At 39.4% G+C, this 17,218-nt stretch carries 12 protein-coding genes; 1 reads left to right on the top strand and 11 read right to left on the bottom strand.

What is annotated here, in order from left to right; genetic code table 11:
* The 4 genes from DWX33_RS16700 to DWX33_RS16685 all read right to left on the bottom strand — a co-directional run.
* On the bottom strand, positions 1-388 hold a 388-nt coding region (locus DWX33_RS16700), incomplete at its 3' end, for a hypothetical protein (protein ID WP_122380708.1).
* Between the two features lie 111 nt (positions 389-499).
* A complete protein-coding gene (locus DWX33_RS16695) occupies positions 500-1,693 on the bottom strand; it encodes a hypothetical protein (protein WP_122380707.1) in 1,194 nt (397 codons plus the stop codon).
* 20 nt (positions 1,694-1,713) lie between these two features.
* The gene (locus DWX33_RS16690; protein ID WP_122380706.1) at positions 1,714-2,061 is read right to left on the bottom strand and encodes a DUF3244 domain-containing protein; all 348 of its coding nucleotides are present in this window, start codon (positions 2,059-2,061) and stop codon (positions 1,714-1,716) included.
* A gap of 184 nt (positions 2,062-2,245) precedes the next feature.
* Positions 2,246-3,838, bottom strand: a complete 1,593-nt coding sequence (locus DWX33_RS16685; protein ID WP_233570198.1) for a lipopolysaccharide assembly protein LapB — start codon at positions 3,836-3,838, stop codon at positions 2,246-2,248.
* A gap of 474 nt (positions 3,839-4,312) precedes the next feature.
* Between DWX33_RS16685 and DWX33_RS16680 the strand changes: the two genes are divergently transcribed.
* Complete coding sequence (locus tag DWX33_RS16680; protein ID WP_122380704.1) at positions 4,313-5,419, top strand: acyltransferase family protein; 1,107 nt, start codon at positions 4,313-4,315, stop codon at positions 5,417-5,419.
* 77 nt (positions 5,420-5,496) lie between these two features.
* Here the strand turns inward: DWX33_RS16680 and DWX33_RS16675 are convergent, their stop codons facing one another.
* The 7 genes from DWX33_RS16675 to dinD form a co-directional block, all read right to left on the bottom strand.
* Positions 5,497-7,800 carry an outer membrane beta-barrel family protein gene (locus DWX33_RS16675; RefSeq protein WP_122377432.1) on the bottom strand — a complete coding sequence of 768 codons (2,304 nt, stop codon included), beginning with the start codon at positions 7,798-7,800 and terminating at the stop codon, positions 5,497-5,499.
* Positions 7,801-7,944: 144 nt separating this feature from the next.
* Positions 7,945-8,802 carry a LytTR family DNA-binding domain-containing protein gene (locus DWX33_RS16670; protein WP_227713825.1) on the bottom strand — a complete coding sequence of 286 codons (858 nt, stop codon included), beginning with the start codon at positions 8,800-8,802 and terminating at the stop codon, positions 7,945-7,947.
* A 138-nt stretch (positions 8,803-8,940) separates the two neighbouring features.
* Entirely contained in the window at positions 8,941-12,564 is a 3,624-nt protein-coding gene (locus DWX33_RS16665) for a discoidin domain-containing protein (RefSeq protein WP_122380703.1), read from the bottom strand.
* A gap of 32 nt (positions 12,565-12,596) precedes the next feature.
* Complete coding sequence (locus DWX33_RS16660; protein ID WP_009016543.1) at positions 12,597-13,376, bottom strand: radical SAM protein; 780 nt, start codon at positions 13,374-13,376, stop codon at positions 12,597-12,599.
* Between the two features lie 33 nt (positions 13,377-13,409).
* Entirely contained in the window at positions 13,410-15,470 is a 2,061-nt protein-coding gene (locus DWX33_RS16655; protein ID WP_009016542.1) for a helix-hairpin-helix domain-containing protein, read from the bottom strand.
* 13 nt (positions 15,471-15,483) lie between these two features.
* On the bottom strand, positions 15,484-16,293 hold the full coding sequence (locus tag DWX33_RS16650; protein WP_122380702.1) for a hypothetical protein: 810 nt from the start codon (positions 16,291-16,293) through the stop codon (positions 15,484-15,486).
* 21 nt (positions 16,294-16,314) lie between these two features.
* Positions 16,315-17,142 (bottom strand): DNA damage-inducible protein D, encoded by an 828-nt coding sequence (gene dinD, locus DWX33_RS16645; RefSeq protein ID WP_122380701.1) that lies wholly within the window; start codon positions 17,140-17,142, stop codon positions 16,315-16,317.
* Positions 17,143-17,218 lie beyond the last annotated feature (76 nt).

The following is a 17,218-nucleotide window of genomic DNA, read 5'->3' as shown; positions in this document are numbered from 1 at the left end:
GGAAATAGTTCACTCCCACATAAAATCTTTTTACCTCTATATCGGCCGCCGCCGTAGCTCCCAGATTCCAATATTCACCGGTACCGGTGTAAACACCCGCATTTAATCGGAGATTCACTTTATCGCTCAACGGAATATGAAAAGAAGCATACACGGGTACAAAAAAATCAATATTCCAATCATCTCCATATGAAAACGAATTCCCTGCGGTATGCAGCAACAATCCCGTTTGTATAGAAAACAACCGTGATTGTGGAAAGTTTATATACGCCCCCGTCTGAAGCCCCCATCCATCTCCTCCTAGTATTCCGGTACGAGCTTCTATATCAGCGGCCTGCGATTGACCAAAAGATAAAAGCAATATTAACAGAACAAACAACTTTTTCATGATTTACAAAGTATTACATTACATAACAAAAAACGATTAACCCTCTCTAATATTATATAGAACGAGAAAAGTCTACCCGTAAGTAGACTCTCCTATATAATTAGCTTATATTTATGGTTCAGGAATAGTAGGTAAAGTGAAAAGAAAATTATCACCTTGATATTGAAACCATTGTCCAAATGGTTTATTATCTTTGCTAAAGATAAAGCTTCTTTCCAATATTTTATCAAATAATATATCATCATTAGATTCATAAGGTATAGAAACATATGCAGTAACTTTCTTAAAATTAATAAATGAAGTACATGTTAATAGCCTTGACAATGTTTTACTGGAACCACCATCTCTTTCTGTTATTAATAAACAATTTGTATCACTTAATTCTCCCCAGCCAGGTTGAATACAATAATTTATTTGAATATTTTGTCCTACTTCTGCTTTTGTTAAACTTTTATGAAAAGTACTAAGTCCTGTAGTAGGTGAAGTATTACTCATCATTGGAGAAGAAATACTTCCCCACGAAAACTTTAATTCTGGACCACCAGCTAATCCTCCATCTTGTGTTGTTAAACAGTTTATAGTTCCTATATATACAGAAGGAGTGATAACTACAGGCCCAGATCTTAGTATATTTAATGAATCCATCGCTATATCACTATGATAAAAAATCCCATTTTTAGAATATTCTCCATTTTCAAAAAATGGTAAATCCTCATATGAAGTACTATTTTTATTAATAACCCAAACAGTATGATCCTTTATAAAATCTTCGTCTACTACAACTGAATCTAAAACACATATACCGTCAGATTTATATACAACATTATAGCCAATATTTTTTGCTTCATTTTCATAACAAAATGTCACGATTGGTTTACTTTTTCCATCCCATTTTTTTGAGTAAGGCCAATATATTTGAATATCATTATCAGATAAATAACTAAATAAATTATCTTTATCTATATCTACTACATTCATATTTTTTATTTGATCAATAAGAATAGATGTACTTTTTCTATAGATTTTACTAGAATCACAATAGATCATATCTCTAAATCTATATGTCTCATCTTGACCATAATATAAAGAATGTTCTACTCCTGATTTTACTTCATTCATAACTCCTTCCGTAAAATCCATAGTTGCTATTAAATGAGCTATCTCGGATAAATCAAAAGTTTTTTTATCCAAAGATTTGGTAGAAATAACACCTTTTTCTTGAAATTGTGAATCAAGTTCATCACTACTACAGGACATAATTAATCCTATAACACCAATAATAAACAATAAATTAATAAACTTCATGGCAATAAATTATTTAGTTATTAAAACTCACCATATAAATGATTAAAATTATCTGCTATTTGCAACACACCTTTTTCTTGATCTTTTAAAGGTATTACTAAAGATGGCATAGTACTCGTTTGTACCATTTCATTATAGATCACTTCTCCCGTAGAACTAGTAACGATAACACGCACATTACCTACATTTTCATGGAAGTTCACTATCAGTTCTCCACTAGCTTCTTCAATAGAAGCGTCCATAGGCAAATCTACGAGAATAGATTTTTTTGAATGCTTCCAGTTACCATCTAAGTGAACCCGCCTACCAAAACAGGGAATAGCACTTAACAAAGCCATTACTACAAATAAAAATTTAAATAATTTCATTTCTCATCTCATTTTTTGATTTGGATGCGAAGAACAGGCTAATAGCTCGAATAACAAAGAAAAAGGGCTAATAAGTGACGGACAAACTCAATTTATAATTTACTGATAATTAATAAATTATAAATTCATGAATAGGACAAACATTTCATGGATATATACATATATCTATCTAATAAACAAAAAGTTACATCATATTAATAATATAGGTATACAAATCTAGCTCCTCCCCTATAATTCCTAGCTTCTGACGTACACGTTGGCGACGCTTATTTACAGAATCCGGCTGAATGTTTAATAGAATAGCCTCACTGATCGTATCTAAATGAAATAAAACTAAATAACAATAGCGTAAATCCGCAAGAGTCATATTGAACTCAGAGAATTTCTTTTCTAAAGATGGGTAGACCTCATTTGCTTGAGTAATAATATTTCGCCAATATTTTTCTGAAAGAGGGGATTTTGTCGTACCAGGAATTACTTTTTGGGATAGTTTAATCACTTTCCTTGCTATCATAGATGATAAAAACAGATTATTACGCTGTTCTGCGATTCTCTGGATAATGGATTTTTCTTCTTGTTTCGTTCGTTCATATCGCTCCTCTAACTTCGCTCTAGAATAAGATATATTGAGCAATTCATCTTCTTTTGATAACTTATCGAATAAATCCTGAAGCTCAAGTTGTTTTATATTCAAGCTATTCTGCAGTTTCAATAATTCAATATTCTTTTGCTCAATATCGATTTGCTGGACATATATTCTCTTATTTTTCTTATTCATTTGCAACTGATAAACGAATAACAATAATAGACAAACAGTAATAGAAGTAACAAGAAGTATAAAAGTCCATTGTTTATCCATCTTTAATTGGGTATTTTCTAACGATATTTTTAAATGATTATACGCTTTTTCTGTCTTTACGATATTCGCTTTATTTTGTAATGCTAAGATAGAATCTGCGGCTTCATTATATTGCTCTAAATAGGTTAAAGCATTTTCTATATTACCTTCTGCTTTTTCCAGTTCATAATAATTATAAATTATGGAGATATGCGTATTTTCATTTAGGGTTGGTATGATGTTCGCTTGCTCTAAACATAGGCGAGCATTCTTGAAATCTCCTTCTTCTATATAGACACCGGCTAAAGCGGAATAGTCTGGAGCATTATCCAATTCAGAAACATTTATTGATTTCCATAAGTATTGCTTAGCGAGTTCTATATTGCCTAACACACTATAAACATTTCCTATCCCATTGGATATATATCCTATATCAGAAGAATCCCCTAGTTCCGCTATAATAGTATCAGCTTCTAGCAAATATCTCAACCCGACCTCTGACGAATCCGCAAAAACATACATACGTCCCACATCTCGCAAAGCGAAAGCTGCGCTCCGCATATTTCCGACCTTTCGAAAGTACTGTTCCGCTTTTTTATATTTATCTTTTCCTAATAAATAGTCACCGTCAAAATGATACAAGTCTCCCATATAGCTACAAATATACCCGGCTTGATTATAGTCATGACAACGTAAAGCGATATCCAACGCCTGTAAATAAGCCTTCATAGCCAGCTCGTTATCCTTATCCTCCACATACGAACGCCCCAAGTACAAACCGATCCTCGCTTGCTCCTGCCCCGTTCCGTGCGACTCGTAATAGGCTTGCGCACGCCGCAATTGCTGTACGTAGGGCAGATCCGTATATAACGTGTCCGCCACTTTACCGGATAGCATACACCAACGAGCCAATAATTTATCACTCAAATTATCGGGCACGGCTATGCTATCTAATAGGATAAGGGAACTATCCGGATCGGATTTCAACAAGGATTCCGCACGATCAATTAGATATGTAGCCTCGCTCTCATCTTTACAACCTATAAAAGAGAGCGTGGATAATAGTAATATCAGAATAAGCAAATGCCTCATCGGTTCCTATCTTTAGATTCTATGCGCAAGATAGGCATATTTTTCATCAAACCTTAAAGAATAATTGATTATTAGGCTTATTGTATAAAATTCTTATCGCTTGGATATCTCCATCATCTTTTTGGAAAAACACGTACGTGTTTTCATAAATTCTCGTACGTGTTTCCGAAAAAAGACGTACGTGTTTTTCCGAAAACATGTACATGTTTTTATACATCTGATTTTCAATATACTAAAAACAGTATTCCCGAAGGCAGGGATATTGTAGGAAATTCCATTATCTTTGGACTTTCATTGGTAACTTTTTAATCTACTATCAATATGGCACAACAATCCGGAAGATTGCTATCCCTCGACGTGATGAGGGGAATTACGATCGCGGGGATGATTTTGGTAAACAACCCCGGGTCATGGAAGTATGTATATACGCCTTTAGAGCATGCACGTTGGAACGGCCTCACTCCCACCGATTTGGTATTTCCGTTCTTTATGTTCATCATGGGGGTCTCCATGTTTTTCTCACTTCGGAAATATAACTTCAAGCTGTCGAAAGAAAGCGTTACGAAAGTATTGAGACGCACGGTATTGATATTCCTCGTGGGATTAGGGCTGAATCTGTTCGGGCATGTTTGCTACAATGGATTTACCGATTTCCAGAATTTACGTATCTTTGGGGTGATGCAAAGGTTGGCGCTGGCATACGGCTTCGGGTCGTTGATAGGATTAGCGATTAATCATAAGTATATTTTGCAGGTAGCCGCTGGTATATTGATATTTTACTGGGCATTACTAGGTTTCACGCATAGTATGGAAATGTCGGAGAATAGCATTATAGCGATCGTGGACAGAACTTTATTCGGTACATCGCATATGTATCACGATGATATGGCAGATGGTACACGGATCGCCTTTGATCCGGAAGGGCTCTTGAGCTGCATCGGTAGTATAGCGCATGTATTACTCGGTTTCTACGTAGGAAAGGTAATACAGGATTGTAAAAAGAACAATGAGTTGATTATCCGTAATATCTTCATTTTCGGTACGATTATTCTTTTTGTCGGTTTCTTACTAAGTTACGGCTGCCCGATCAATAAGAAGATATGGAGTAGCACGTTCGTCTTGGTAACTTGCGGATTCGCCTCCTTATTCCTCGCTTTATTAATCTGGATCATCGATATAAACGGGAAGAAGAAATGGACGTTATTCTTTGAGTCGTTCGGTATCAACCCGTTGTATCTGTATGTACAAGGGGATATATTGGCCGTATTGCTGGGGATGAGCGGTATCTCCGCCTTTATGTATATGGATCTGTTCAGGCCGGTATTCGGCGATTTCGGAGGATCGCTGGCTTGGGCTATCTTCTTCGTGGTATTAAACTGGATACCGGGATATTTCTTGTATAAGAAGAAGATTTATATAAAGCTATAAAAGCAATATTCATATAGTAGCCTCGTAGTGATCGAGGCTACTATATAAATGAGAAATACCCCATAGAGACGGGTTTCTTAGAGCCTTCTTATTTCCTCCTCAGCGGCTCCTTTTCCCTTATACTTATTTTTGGTCGTATTAAACTTATAGCGAACGGTCAGTCGTACCTCACGGCTATCGGTTACATTATTCACCGTCAGATCCATGTGTTTGTTATAAATCACGTTGCCATCTTTACGCCCATGCGTAAGATCAATACCTTGTAGATTAAAGGAAAGACGGTCATCAAAGAAAGACTTAGTGAGCGAGGCATCCATCATAAACACGTTCTTGTTGATATAAATATTTTGGAAATCACCTTTACCCTGAAAAAACAAATCTACATGTAGTGTCCATCCATAAGGAAATTGAATTCCATTGTTAAACCGGCCGATAAACAACGGTCTATCCATAGAAAGCATCCTACTATTATGCTCAATATCCATCCATTGTTTCTGTAAACCTATCGTGAGTTGAGGATGCCACTTCTTTATAATAGGAGACGCTATCAAAAACACCGATACGTTATCAATCCGGTCATAATTACGATGCGTAATGATCGTTATAGCGGGATTTTTCTCATATTGATCCGTCATATAAAGAATAACGTCTTTTTCTCTCTGGTAGCTCAACATAAATTGAAACCAATCATAACTGCCTGATAAAGTGATATCGTGTAGGTTTGTAGGTTTTAACGCCGGATTACCGTTCATATAGGTAAACCGATTGATATAGTTCATATTACTTGACAATTGAGCGTAAGTAGGGCGTTTCGTTTTCGTCGTATAACCAAGTTGGGTTTGTAGTTTTCCTATTTGCGTGGATAACGAGACATTTGGAAAAAAATTATCATAGGAACGTTCTGTTGAAACATGTTCATAACGCAAACCCATATTTAGGTAGGCGATACGGATAAACTTACTATATTCAGCGAAAGCTCCCGCACGATCTTCCCGGATATGGCTATCGGTTGTAGGAAGGATTTCCTGTGGATTAGTAAATAAGTCTGTACGGCGGGTACTGGTAAACTCCGAGCCTAGGCTCAAATTACCACCTGCTAATGGATAGGAAGCAATCAATTTAGCGGCGTATAACTTATTGTCCACATTATTAGTGGAGGTCACGATACGACTTTCTTGCTCTTGACTGTTTTCTATTACCTCATTTCCTGTCCTCGCTTCGCTCCTTAGCATATCCGCATTGAAATCCAAAGAAAGCTTCCCTACGGCTCCCGAATAATAAACGTTGATTTGGTGAGCTGGATGTTTCACGGTCGTACTATAACTCTCGCTCAATAAATAGTCATAGAAATCATCATTGGCATCAATCCGACTTTCTGTTTGTCCCCCTATTTTATTTTCTGGAGAGGCAGACATTATATAACGGACACCCAAAGAATGGTTATCGTTAACTTGATAATTCACTCCCAGCTCTCCCCGGTAATCATTATCCAATGAATGCTGCTCCATCCGATTCTCTTGCCGCCAAAGCGTATCGACATATACTTGCTGACTTACATTATTGATGAGCAAATAGTTGTTATGCACATATTGAAACATAGCAAATACATCCAGATTATTATGACGGTAGTTTAAATTCAATTGTTCCGTAAAATCCGTGTTTTGCGACTGTCCCCAAGTAGAGCGAGCCTCAAAGCTCATCCCTTCACCTTCACGCTTTATAGTCTTAATACGGATAACCGATTTCACTTCCGCCCCATAACGTGATCCCGGATTAGTAATCACCTCTATTTGACGAATCTCAGAAGAGCTAAGACGATCCAGTTCGGAGAGATCCCTTACTTCACGTCCATTGATATATATAACAGGAATACCTTTACCGAACACCTGAAACTCCCCCTCTTTGCCTTGTATGCCGGGAATATACTTCAATACGTCGTTCGCTGTCCCGGATTTGCTTAGCAGGCTGTTTTCTATGCGGGTTGTCAAGGTACCGTCTTTGATCTGGAAATCCGGTCGTTTCCCTATGACAACGGCCTCATCCAACAAGATCGCCTCATCCGACAAAACGATATTTTCCATATTACCGGCTCGTGTATCTCGGTAGATGGTTTGATAACCGATCGAAGATACTTTGATCACATAAGTTCGTATAGATATAGAATCTCCTGTTTGAATGCGAAAACTACCACTCTCATCACTAACCGTACCTTGAAGGAAAGAAGAATCCGGAACAGATAACAATACTATATTAGCAAATTCCACGGGTAAACCCTGACGATCCGTAATTGAGCCGGTGATAAATTGCGCCGATCCATTGACAGCCACAAATAATAACAACATAACATTAATAAGAATCTTTTTTACTACTGACTTTTCCATATCGCTGATTATTTTTGCAATTGATTTTTCAGCAAATATAAAGTGGGTAAAAAAGCCAGTCAAACAATAGGGATAGATGTCAAGATTTGGTGATAAAACATGGAAATCTGTGCCTTATCACAAGTTTTAGGGATAAAATACAACCTAGTTTTCCTTATTAAGAAAACTCTTAAAGTCTTTTAGATAGGTACGTGAGACAGGAATCTCTTGTTGTGTATCCTCCAAATTCAAACGGTAGCCTTGCGCATTACCGTTTATGTTCATGATTTTATTCACGTTTACGATATAAGCCCGGTGACAACGGACAAAACAACCATATTTCTCCATCATCTCATCCATTTGCTTGATCGTGGAACGGAGAAGTTTATGCTTCATATTCCCTTCCTCTCTATAACAGACATCTACATAATTACCAGAAGATTCCATATACATAATATTATCCGGAAGTACGCAAATCGATTCTTTTGTATCGCCGGACAGGGTTATGGCATCACCCCCTTTCTCTTCTTGTATATTTCGTTCGGATAATAGTTTATTCATCCTTTTCGCTTCTTGCAAATTACGTTTCAAAGCATTATTCTCTATAATGAAAAATCCGAAAATAAGGGGAATAATAACAATCGTGATCGCCGCTGACACATCTATAAGCAACATTTTATAAAAAATAGTCGTATCTAAATCACTCCAAAAGTCCATTCGCATCAAGAAGTAATAGTCATAAATGAAACAAGCGAGTCCCAAAAATAACAAAAAGCAGGAACAATGTAGTAAGTTTTTACCAATAGTCCATCGTTCAGGATCATAAAAACGTTTGAATAATTTAGGAAACAAGACAAAAGCGACAACAGAGAATATAAATGTCAAGCCTACGAAACACCATAATACCCAAAACTGTATCACGCTATTTAGCCGATAGTGAAAAGGCTCGAAAATAGCGAGTATTAACGCCACTACCATCGAGTTTAACAGAACGATCACCCATGGTCTATCTATAGCGTACATAGGTTTATTAAGATATTCCTTCAAATTCATATTCAATTCTCACATGTAGTTAAAGATAAAATTTTCACAAAGGTATGCATTTGGATATAAAAAATCCCCTAGATCAAAATCTTTTGACCTAGAGGATTAATCTATCTATTACTCTACGTTATAACCGGAGATAACCACCTTCGGGGTCTCGCCTCTCGTATCTACATCTTTCCAATGGATGTTGATCTCTTTCTTCTCGCCCGGGAGCAATGAGAAATAGTTATCGCTATAGAAAACGGGGAGGAATTGCTCGCCATCCTTCTCGCCCACTACATTCACACGGATCATCAGAGCCGGTGTGGATGAAGTGTTCTCCAAGATAGCGGTGGCGGTCCAAGTACCGTCATTACCCTTATTGGTTGCCACGTTGGATCGTAAAGTAACCTTTGGCATCTCACGCAAAGCTTGGTAGTTGCCTTCCTCTACGCCACGCAGATAGAAGTTATCCGATACGATCTTGCCATTCTCTGTCAACGTCAACTTGACGAAATGAGCGCTGGATACGCTAGCTGGGAAATCCAGTTTCATACATTTGTTGGTCGTATCTTCCTTACTATCCACGGAAACCTCGTTTTCCCATGAAATAGAACCGTCCATATTGATGATTTGAGCCTTTGCCGTCAAACCATTACGTACGCCGGCGCTATAGTTCACTACCTCGATCTCGTCCGTAACCGGATTCCATTGAATGTGCAGAGGCTCGGAGGCCTTCTTGCAACCAAAGTAAGCGGCGGTAGGCTCGAAATAATAATCGTAAGTCTGCCATACCATAGAAGGCCATGCCGGATGCGTCATCCACAGCAATAATCCCTTACGGTTCAAGCTTCTCGATTCGAACATACCCCGGTAACCATCATAGTTTACCCACTGAGCCAGATCGGCGAATTCCTTGGCGTTGTTCGGCTTACCGAAGCCCTTTTCGATGATAGCGTTGAAAGAAGCGCAAGACTGGGCGCCTTCCATCGTATAATCATGTTGCCCCCATTGAGCGTTTTGCGGCCAAAGCGCTTCCGGAGAGAAAGTACGAACCAAGCTCTCGTAATTCATCACGTTGGGCATACCCCGCTCACTATGGAACTTATCACTACCATTCTTCAAGCTAAAGTATTCTTTAACAGGAAGCGCACGGTACGGGCCATGGCCACTTACCACCTCATCCGCCGAGCTAGAGATATAATGTAAGCCCGGATGATCCTCTTTCACGATACGGCGTAAAGCCTTGTCGATCTGCTCCGGCGGGAAGCCCTCGTTGCGCCCGCAATAAATACCGATAGAGGCATGGTTACGGAAACGTTTCACATAATCCTCTGCGTTGGCGATAAACATCTCCGGATCATAAGGATCGGGTCCGTCGGAAGGATTCGCCAACCAGAAATCTTGCCAGATCATGATACCATGACGGTCGCAAGCCTCATATAATTCTTTATCGCCAATCTGTCCTACCCAGTTACGCATCATCGTAAAGTTCATATCGGCATGGTAAGCCACGGCGATATCGTACTCACGACCCCGGTAATTCAGATTAGACTCACCGAATCCCCAGTTACCGCCACGGCCTATAAAACGACGACCATTGATAAAGAGACTCAAGATACTATTATTCTCATTGAAGGTCATTTGTCGGATACCTACCTTGAAATCCTCAGAGTCGGATACCTTATCACCTACCTTAAAGGTGAAATTAGCGTCGTATAAATAAGGAGATCCGTACCCTTTAGGCCACCACAAACGTGGATTCTGAACCTTCAATTGGCTAAAGGTATTCGGGTCGAAAGCAACGCTCTTCTCCTCGTTGGCGGCCAATTCCACCGGTTGCTCGAAAGTGATATCACCGATCTTTCCTGTCAATATACCCTTCACGGGAGCAGCATCATGGTTCTTCACGATCACTTCCGGAGTCAAGGTAGCGGAAGTCGTATCCGGCAACGGTAATACAACCTGTACGAACGGGTCTTGAATCGTTACCTTGCCTGTAGAAGTCAAGTACACATCATCCCAAATACCTATATTACGACCACGGATCGTCGAGATCCAATCCCAACCGATCGAAGCGTGGAAGGTTGGGTTATCAGCGCCTAAGATACCACCGTTGAAATCCGTATTCTTCTCACATTTCTCCTTGATAGCGCCGATATGCTCATTCTTGATGATCTCCACCGCGACAACGTTCTTACCCGGTACGACCCTGTCTGTAACGTCAAATACACCTCGGATAAACGCTCCCTCGATACGGCCGATCTTGTTACCGTTTAAATATACATTCGCTTTCCAGTTGATACCATCGAAATTCAAGAACAAACGATCTTGCTTGAATCCTTCGGGTACCTCAAACTCATCCCTATACCAGAAATTAGAGTTGAAGAATGACTCGGATATCTGCATCAAGTTATCCGCGTAATTCGGATTCGGGATAGCTCCGATATTCTTATAACTACTCAATACCGTTCCCGGCACAGTCGCCACGATCCAATTTTCCGGAGAGAAAGAAGGTTTCGATATTTCCTCGCCGGAAGCGGTTACCTCGGAAGCTCGTTGTACTTTCCAGTTTCCGCCCGATAAACGGATCTCGTCTTTTGTAGCAGCCGGAGCAGCAGCCGGTTGGGCAAGCAAGCCACCTTTACCCATCACCTCTATCTCGCTTAAGATATAACGTCCGTCATTAGCCGGTTGCTCCATCCATACCCGTACGTAGCGGCCCTTTCCTTTTAGCTTGATCTCATCCAGATTAGCATCTCCACCCGGAAGATTCGCTATGTCAACCCATTGTTTAGCGTCGTCGGAAACTTGAATCTTACCCTTGATCGCTTTATTGATCCAATGTAATTTTACTTTGTCGAATTCGGATTGGCTACCCAAGTCCACATAGACCCACTCCTCTCCTGTCGTGGCACTCATCCAAGCGCTATTAAAGAATTTGGAAGGAAGCAAATCTATCAACTTATCTTGGTTATAGAAATTCATCTCGAAGAATGCCCAATAAGCGGCACCTTCCATTTTCAATCGCATCCGATAATAAGCATATTCACCCGGTTGATCGAATGTCAAAGTCTCATTCAACATACGGGTGGGCAACGTACCCGGATCCCAGCTATTCTTGTTCGGGTCTGAATGGGCCTTATACTTGCTGGCCTTACCCGGCATACCTTTACCCTTTAAGGTAGCCAATTCCGTCCAAGTATTTCCATCATTCGATCCCTCGCAAACAATCTCATATCCATCCTTAATCTTATTCTCGTCATAAGCCACGCTGCCACGAAATTGTACCTTGTCGGCTTTCTCTTTCCAGTTATTCAGCGTGAACAGGAAATAGGCATCCTCGCCTGTAACCGCATTACGAGAATAAGGACCTTGATCGATCATCCACTCACGCTCACGACGAGCTATATCCCCATTTTGCGTGGAGAGATCGAGATACTGAGGTTGTTTATCGCTAATAACACCATCCGTCACCAGTTGAGCCGTTAGATTGTAATCATAACTGGAGGAGTTGTAAGCGCTACGCAAAAGAGCTATGTTACGATACGTGGAATAATCCGGACGTAATGAAGGAGAAAAATCCTCCCCCGGATCTCCCGGATACGAACCGATACCTCTGGTATAATAATCCGACCGATCGAAAGATTCCGCCGGAACACCGCTCTGCCCACATCCTCCTAGCAATGCTGAGACCGCTACCGCTCCACAAAGCGTCAAGAGTCGAGGCAATTTTTTCTTTTTACTGAATGTTCTCATACTACTTATTGTGTTTCTCTAAATTAGTTAGTTTAATAAGATACCGTCACGTCAAAACCCTCCTTCCGGGCCCGTTCCGCAATCGCATCTAATTCTTCTTTAGTAGCTTTTTTCAAAGCTTTAACCGGGGTCTCCCTATCTATCGTATAAATCATGACTTGTTTCGGACGGATTTGTTTTAAGGCGGAGATCCAGCCCGCTATCTCCTCTTCTGTCATATTATTAACCGATTTCCCATTCACTTCCCCCTTCAAGAACATGGTCTGTATAATCAAGTTTCCGTTAAAACGACATAATTGTTTTAATAAAGACTCGAAATTAAACGCCGGAGAATTAGGTACATCTATCTGCCGAATCCGACTGTCTAATACAGAATCCAGTTTCAATATGTTATCCTCTATTTTATTCAAGGCTTGAAAGACTTCCTCTTTATGGAGCATCGTAGAGTTAGAAAGTACGGCGATTTTAGCGTCAGGGAAAAACCGATCCCGGATAGCGACCGTATCATCAATGATTCCACCGAATTCCGGGTGTATCGTAGGCTCTCCGTTTCCGGCAAACGTAATTACATCCGGAGCGATCCCTTCCGCTTTCATGGAACTTAGTTTTTGCTCTAAGGCTTCCCTCACTTCCGTACGAGTAGGCAGTTTACTATGGGTCCTATGATTCTCATTCAATCCACATTCGCAATAAATGCAATTAAAAGAGCATAATTTCCCGTCTGTAGGAAGTAAATTCATCCCTAAAGAGACACCTAGGCGCCGACTATGTATCGGGCCAAATACAATTTTATCAAAAAGAATTGTAGACATAGCGCTGTTTGTTTTTACCCACGCAAATCTACTCTAAAATTTCCAGCGAAGCAAAGCATAAAGATCTGTTTTATCAGAACCGCTTATCTCCTCCGTATCAGTACCTATCAAATCCCTGTCCCAATAATGGGTGTGAGCCAGTTTCGCGGATAAGGATAAACGTTTCCAAATATCCAGACGAAAGGTAAGGGCAAACCGCATCCCATCCCCATAAAAAGAGGGCATATTAAAGGCATACAATATATTCTTCTCATACGAACTGACCCGGCTATTGTAATCATCCGTATGAAACCACGCTAGATAACCATCCATTTGAAGAGGTAGGGTAGTGGGCTTCCAGCCTATACTTTGGGATATCATAATTCCTTTATTAAGTTTCTTTATAGGATCATCGAATAGAATACCATCTAAGGAAGTCTTAAAAATAAAAGGAGAAGAAAAGTTATAAACCTGTTGAAAACGAATACGATGTTGTTTATAAGAATTGATTCTCAATAAATTATCATTTTCAAAAGTTCCATTCTTTTCTTTTTGCCGGTATTTATAACGAAGATAAGCTGAATAGTTTCTACTAGGGGTATAATCTATCTGAGCCATATATTCCTGTCCTCCGGAAGGAGCGTCTATCCCGTATTTCAACCAAGGAAAACGGAATAAGTCCGCATAAACGGATAATTTCCAGCGGGCGATCGGGGTTAATTGCAATCCCATATAAACCCCTTGCTCGTTTTGAACCGTAGAGCCTTGCGAGAAAGCATTTCCAAACAAAGCTTGATAACGGCGGTCGTAATAACGGTATAATACCAAGAAAGATATATAAGAAGCGGGTGTTAACTGCAAGGCATTCAAGGTAGAAATAGCTCCGTTTTTCGAAAGGGCAGTTTCGCCATAAAACTTAATACGGTTACTTTTCAACATATAGTCAACACCGATGTTGAAATTGTTGGAACCTCTGAAATAGAACAAATTATAAGGTTTTGGATCGGGGTCCATCTTAAACTTACCGAATGAATAGGAGAGAGCCGTTAAACCTACATGAAAATGAGATGTAGCATAGCGGATATTTCCTCCATATACCTGCATCGTTATCATTTTCCTCTTTTCCCAATCCCGTTGTAAACGATGAAGTCCATCCGTTTTTAATGAGGTGAATGTCAAGCTATCTACGGCCGCATCCATTTTCCGGTACGAATAGAAAACACTTATATCCAAGTTTTTAATCGTGATCGTACTAGCCACCCCTCGGAAGAAATCCTGTTCATTGGTTGAGAAGTGCCTACGGAAGCCATTTGTCCTTCGCTCCGCTTGAGCGACTACTGCCGTACGACTAGGAGAAAAGTCATTGCTAATCACCAGACCTTGTCCGAAAGACATCTTGTAATCCCCTATAGCCAAGCTTTTTAACCAGTTGATATCTTTTAGGAATAGATGTGCGGAATAAAAGTCATATCCTTTATGATATGCGTTCCAAAAAGGTTCGCCCGCATCTTTCTCGGCTACGAAGCCTGCTTGTAAACGATCCTCGAAAGTATAGGAATAACGTAAGGAGTGATAGAAAGGTTCTCCTCTATATTTACGATTCGGATATAACGAAAGTATGCTGTCCGTTTGTTCACCATATCCCTTTTTCTGTTGAAAACATTGATCATACCTGATTTGTAATTCATTACGACCATATTTCAACAGGTTCTTAACCGTAAGCAACCGTTTTTCAACAAGATTATCACCTATATAAACAAATGGAAGGAGAAGAGATATCGTCTGAAAATCGATATCCTCTATATTCTTCAACTCATAGATGCTAACCATATTTCCGTATCGTTTCCGGTAGGAAAGTAGCTGCTCGATTTGGCGATCGGATAGAAAAGGTAATCGCTTCAGTTGTTCTTCCGTCACGGCATTCAAATCAAAAGGATGCTCAGTTAAATAAGATAAATCGGCATACAAACTTTCGATACGCTCCGTATCCTCGGTTTCCAAGGCTAGTTCCTCTACATACTCCATCCACTTATCAACAGAATATTCTATTTGAGAATTAGCGTAATAACTATTTATCAACAGGATTATCGACAAGATTATAAACAATCGTTTCATAGCTAAGTATCATTTAAAAAGAGAATGATAAACCAAGACTGGTACTCATCCCTAAAATCGGATGGTAAATAGAGGCTACATCTATCGTAAAGCAAGAAAAGTTATAACCAATTCCTAAAGAGGGCAGGAGAGGAGCGGTCTGTATTCCGGCACGAATAAAAAAAGAATCGAAAGCGGTGTATTCAAGACCAAAGTTTCCAACAACTAGGTTTTCATTTTCCGTTCCTGCACTTCCTGTAATTAACAGACTGTTTATAATCTCCCATTGAAAACTTATTTGAATTAAATAATAATTAAAATCTTCTATTTCAATATCTTTATCTCCTATAGAAACAGAAGGAAAATTCATTATTAACATTCCTATTAACAACTTATCAATAGGAGAGAAAGTGATTCCAATATCTGTTGACAGTCTGGATCTCGTATTTTCCAACAACTCGGTTTGCAAGAAACTATAGTGAACTCCAAGCCCTAACGCCCATTTATCCCCCAAGCGTTTCCCTCCCAGTACACGAACCATCATCTCCCTATATCCGTCAAACCCGAAAACAGAGATATCAACACCTGCGGATAATAGTTGATTCGGATAATAAAAACTACCGGACATCGTACCCAATTCTTTCAACATGTACCGATTAAAGTATTCTAAATGAATGGATTTTTTATCTTTATCGACAATAAGGGCCGGATTGAATAAAATAGATTGCGTCGCCACATTCCCTCCCATTCCCACGCTACGAACATCCGGTAAACGTAAGTTATCAACACCATGTACATACAATGAAAATACCCCCGCAAACAGGGATAGCAATAGATATTTCATAGTTAAGATTTTGTATGGTTTCTATTTATTCTTCAAGTTTTTCTTATTATCCTTATTTATCCTACGCTGTACCTTTTTAATATCCTCATTAGGGGAGAGCCATTCAGGCTTAATTCCCCTTTGCAATAGCATATCACGAACAGCGGTGTTATTATCAATATGTTCTTTTTCAATAGGAGATTGTCCATATAGATCCTTCGCTTGCACATTTACGTTTGTCATTTCAGCCGCTAGGTCTTTAGCTTTTATACTTATAGTCGGTAAAAAATCAGCGATAGGTCTATTCGTGGGGACGTTCATTCTCTTTTTCAACATCTGTGTACTTAAATTGAATAAAGCTTGATCTCCCTTAGAACGAATAATCGCGAATCCTTTATTATCAATGCCTCTTTCGTATAAGATTCCGGATAATTGTTTTTCAGTCTGACTCAATTTTTCCCTGGCCTTTAAGCGTTCACAATCCAATAGGCGTTGTTCAATCACCTCGGCCTTACGGGTTTGTACCGCAAAATAAGTCTGAGCGAAAGCTACTTGTGGTTTACGACTATCACCATTTTGTGCGATTAAGTAGCATGCGTAGCGTGTTAATAAGATGTCATTTATTTGTTGCTCAGCACCATGCCCCACAATAATCACTTTCCCGACATCGGGAAAGTGATCCTCTATATTTTCTCCCGCATTCCGGCACGCTTCTTTGGCTTTCACCACTACATTATTGATAAAGTTATCCCATTTGGCATATCCTAATAGGGGTTGTAACTCTCTGGCACTCCAGCATTCTATGCCTTCTACCTCACATGAAATGGATTCGAATTTTCCGAATAGGGCGGTAATTTCTTCTTTCTTCATAGTTAATATATTCTTAAGTTGTTGTCAATTGTACAAATGTAATGTTTTATATTCATTTAGCAAGTTATTAACAGAT

Origin of the sequence: Parabacteroides sp. AF19-14, from assembly GCF_003635485.1 — a bacterium.
GTDB classification, from domain to species: Bacteria; Bacteroidota; Bacteroidia; order Bacteroidales; family Tannerellaceae; genus Parabacteroides; species Parabacteroides distasonis.
This window is presented reverse-complemented; position numbering and strand designations above follow the sequence as displayed.

Excerpts from the sequence above, each read along its gene's own strand:
- DWX33_RS16695 (WP_122380707.1), bottom strand. The coding sequence starts at position 1,693 with ATGAAGTTTATTAATTTATTGTTTATTATTGGTGTTATAGGATTAATT.
- DWX33_RS16690 (WP_122380706.1), bottom strand. The coding sequence starts at position 2,061 with ATGAAATTATTTAAATTTTTATTTGTAGTAATGGCTTTGTTAAGTGCT.
- DWX33_RS16680 (WP_122380704.1), top strand. The coding sequence starts at position 4,313 with ATGGCACAACAATCCGGAAGATTGCTATCCCTCGACGTGATGAGGGGA.
- DWX33_RS16675 (WP_122377432.1), bottom strand. The coding sequence starts at position 7,800 with ATGGAAAAGTCAGTAGTAAAAAAGATTCTTATTAATGTTATGTTGTTA.
- DWX33_RS16670 (WP_227713825.1), bottom strand. The coding sequence starts at position 8,802 with ATGTACGCTATAGATAGACCATGGGTGATCGTTCTGTTAAACTCGATG.
- DWX33_RS16665 (WP_122380703.1), bottom strand. The coding sequence starts at position 12,564 with ATGAGAACATTCAGTAAAAAGAAAAAATTGCCTCGACTCTTGACGCTT.
- DWX33_RS16660 (WP_009016543.1), bottom strand. The coding sequence starts at position 13,376 with ATGTCTACAATTCTTTTTGATAAAATTGTATTTGGCCCGATACATAGT.
- DWX33_RS16655 (WP_009016542.1), bottom strand. The coding sequence starts at position 15,470 with ATGAAACGATTGTTTATAATCTTGTCGATAATCCTGTTGATAAATAGT.
- DWX33_RS16650 (WP_122380702.1), bottom strand. The coding sequence starts at position 16,293 with ATGAAATATCTATTGCTATCCCTGTTTGCGGGGGTATTTTCATTGTAT.
- dinD (WP_122380701.1), bottom strand. The coding sequence starts at position 17,142 with ATGAAGAAAGAAGAAATTACCGCCCTATTCGGAAAATTCGAATCCATT.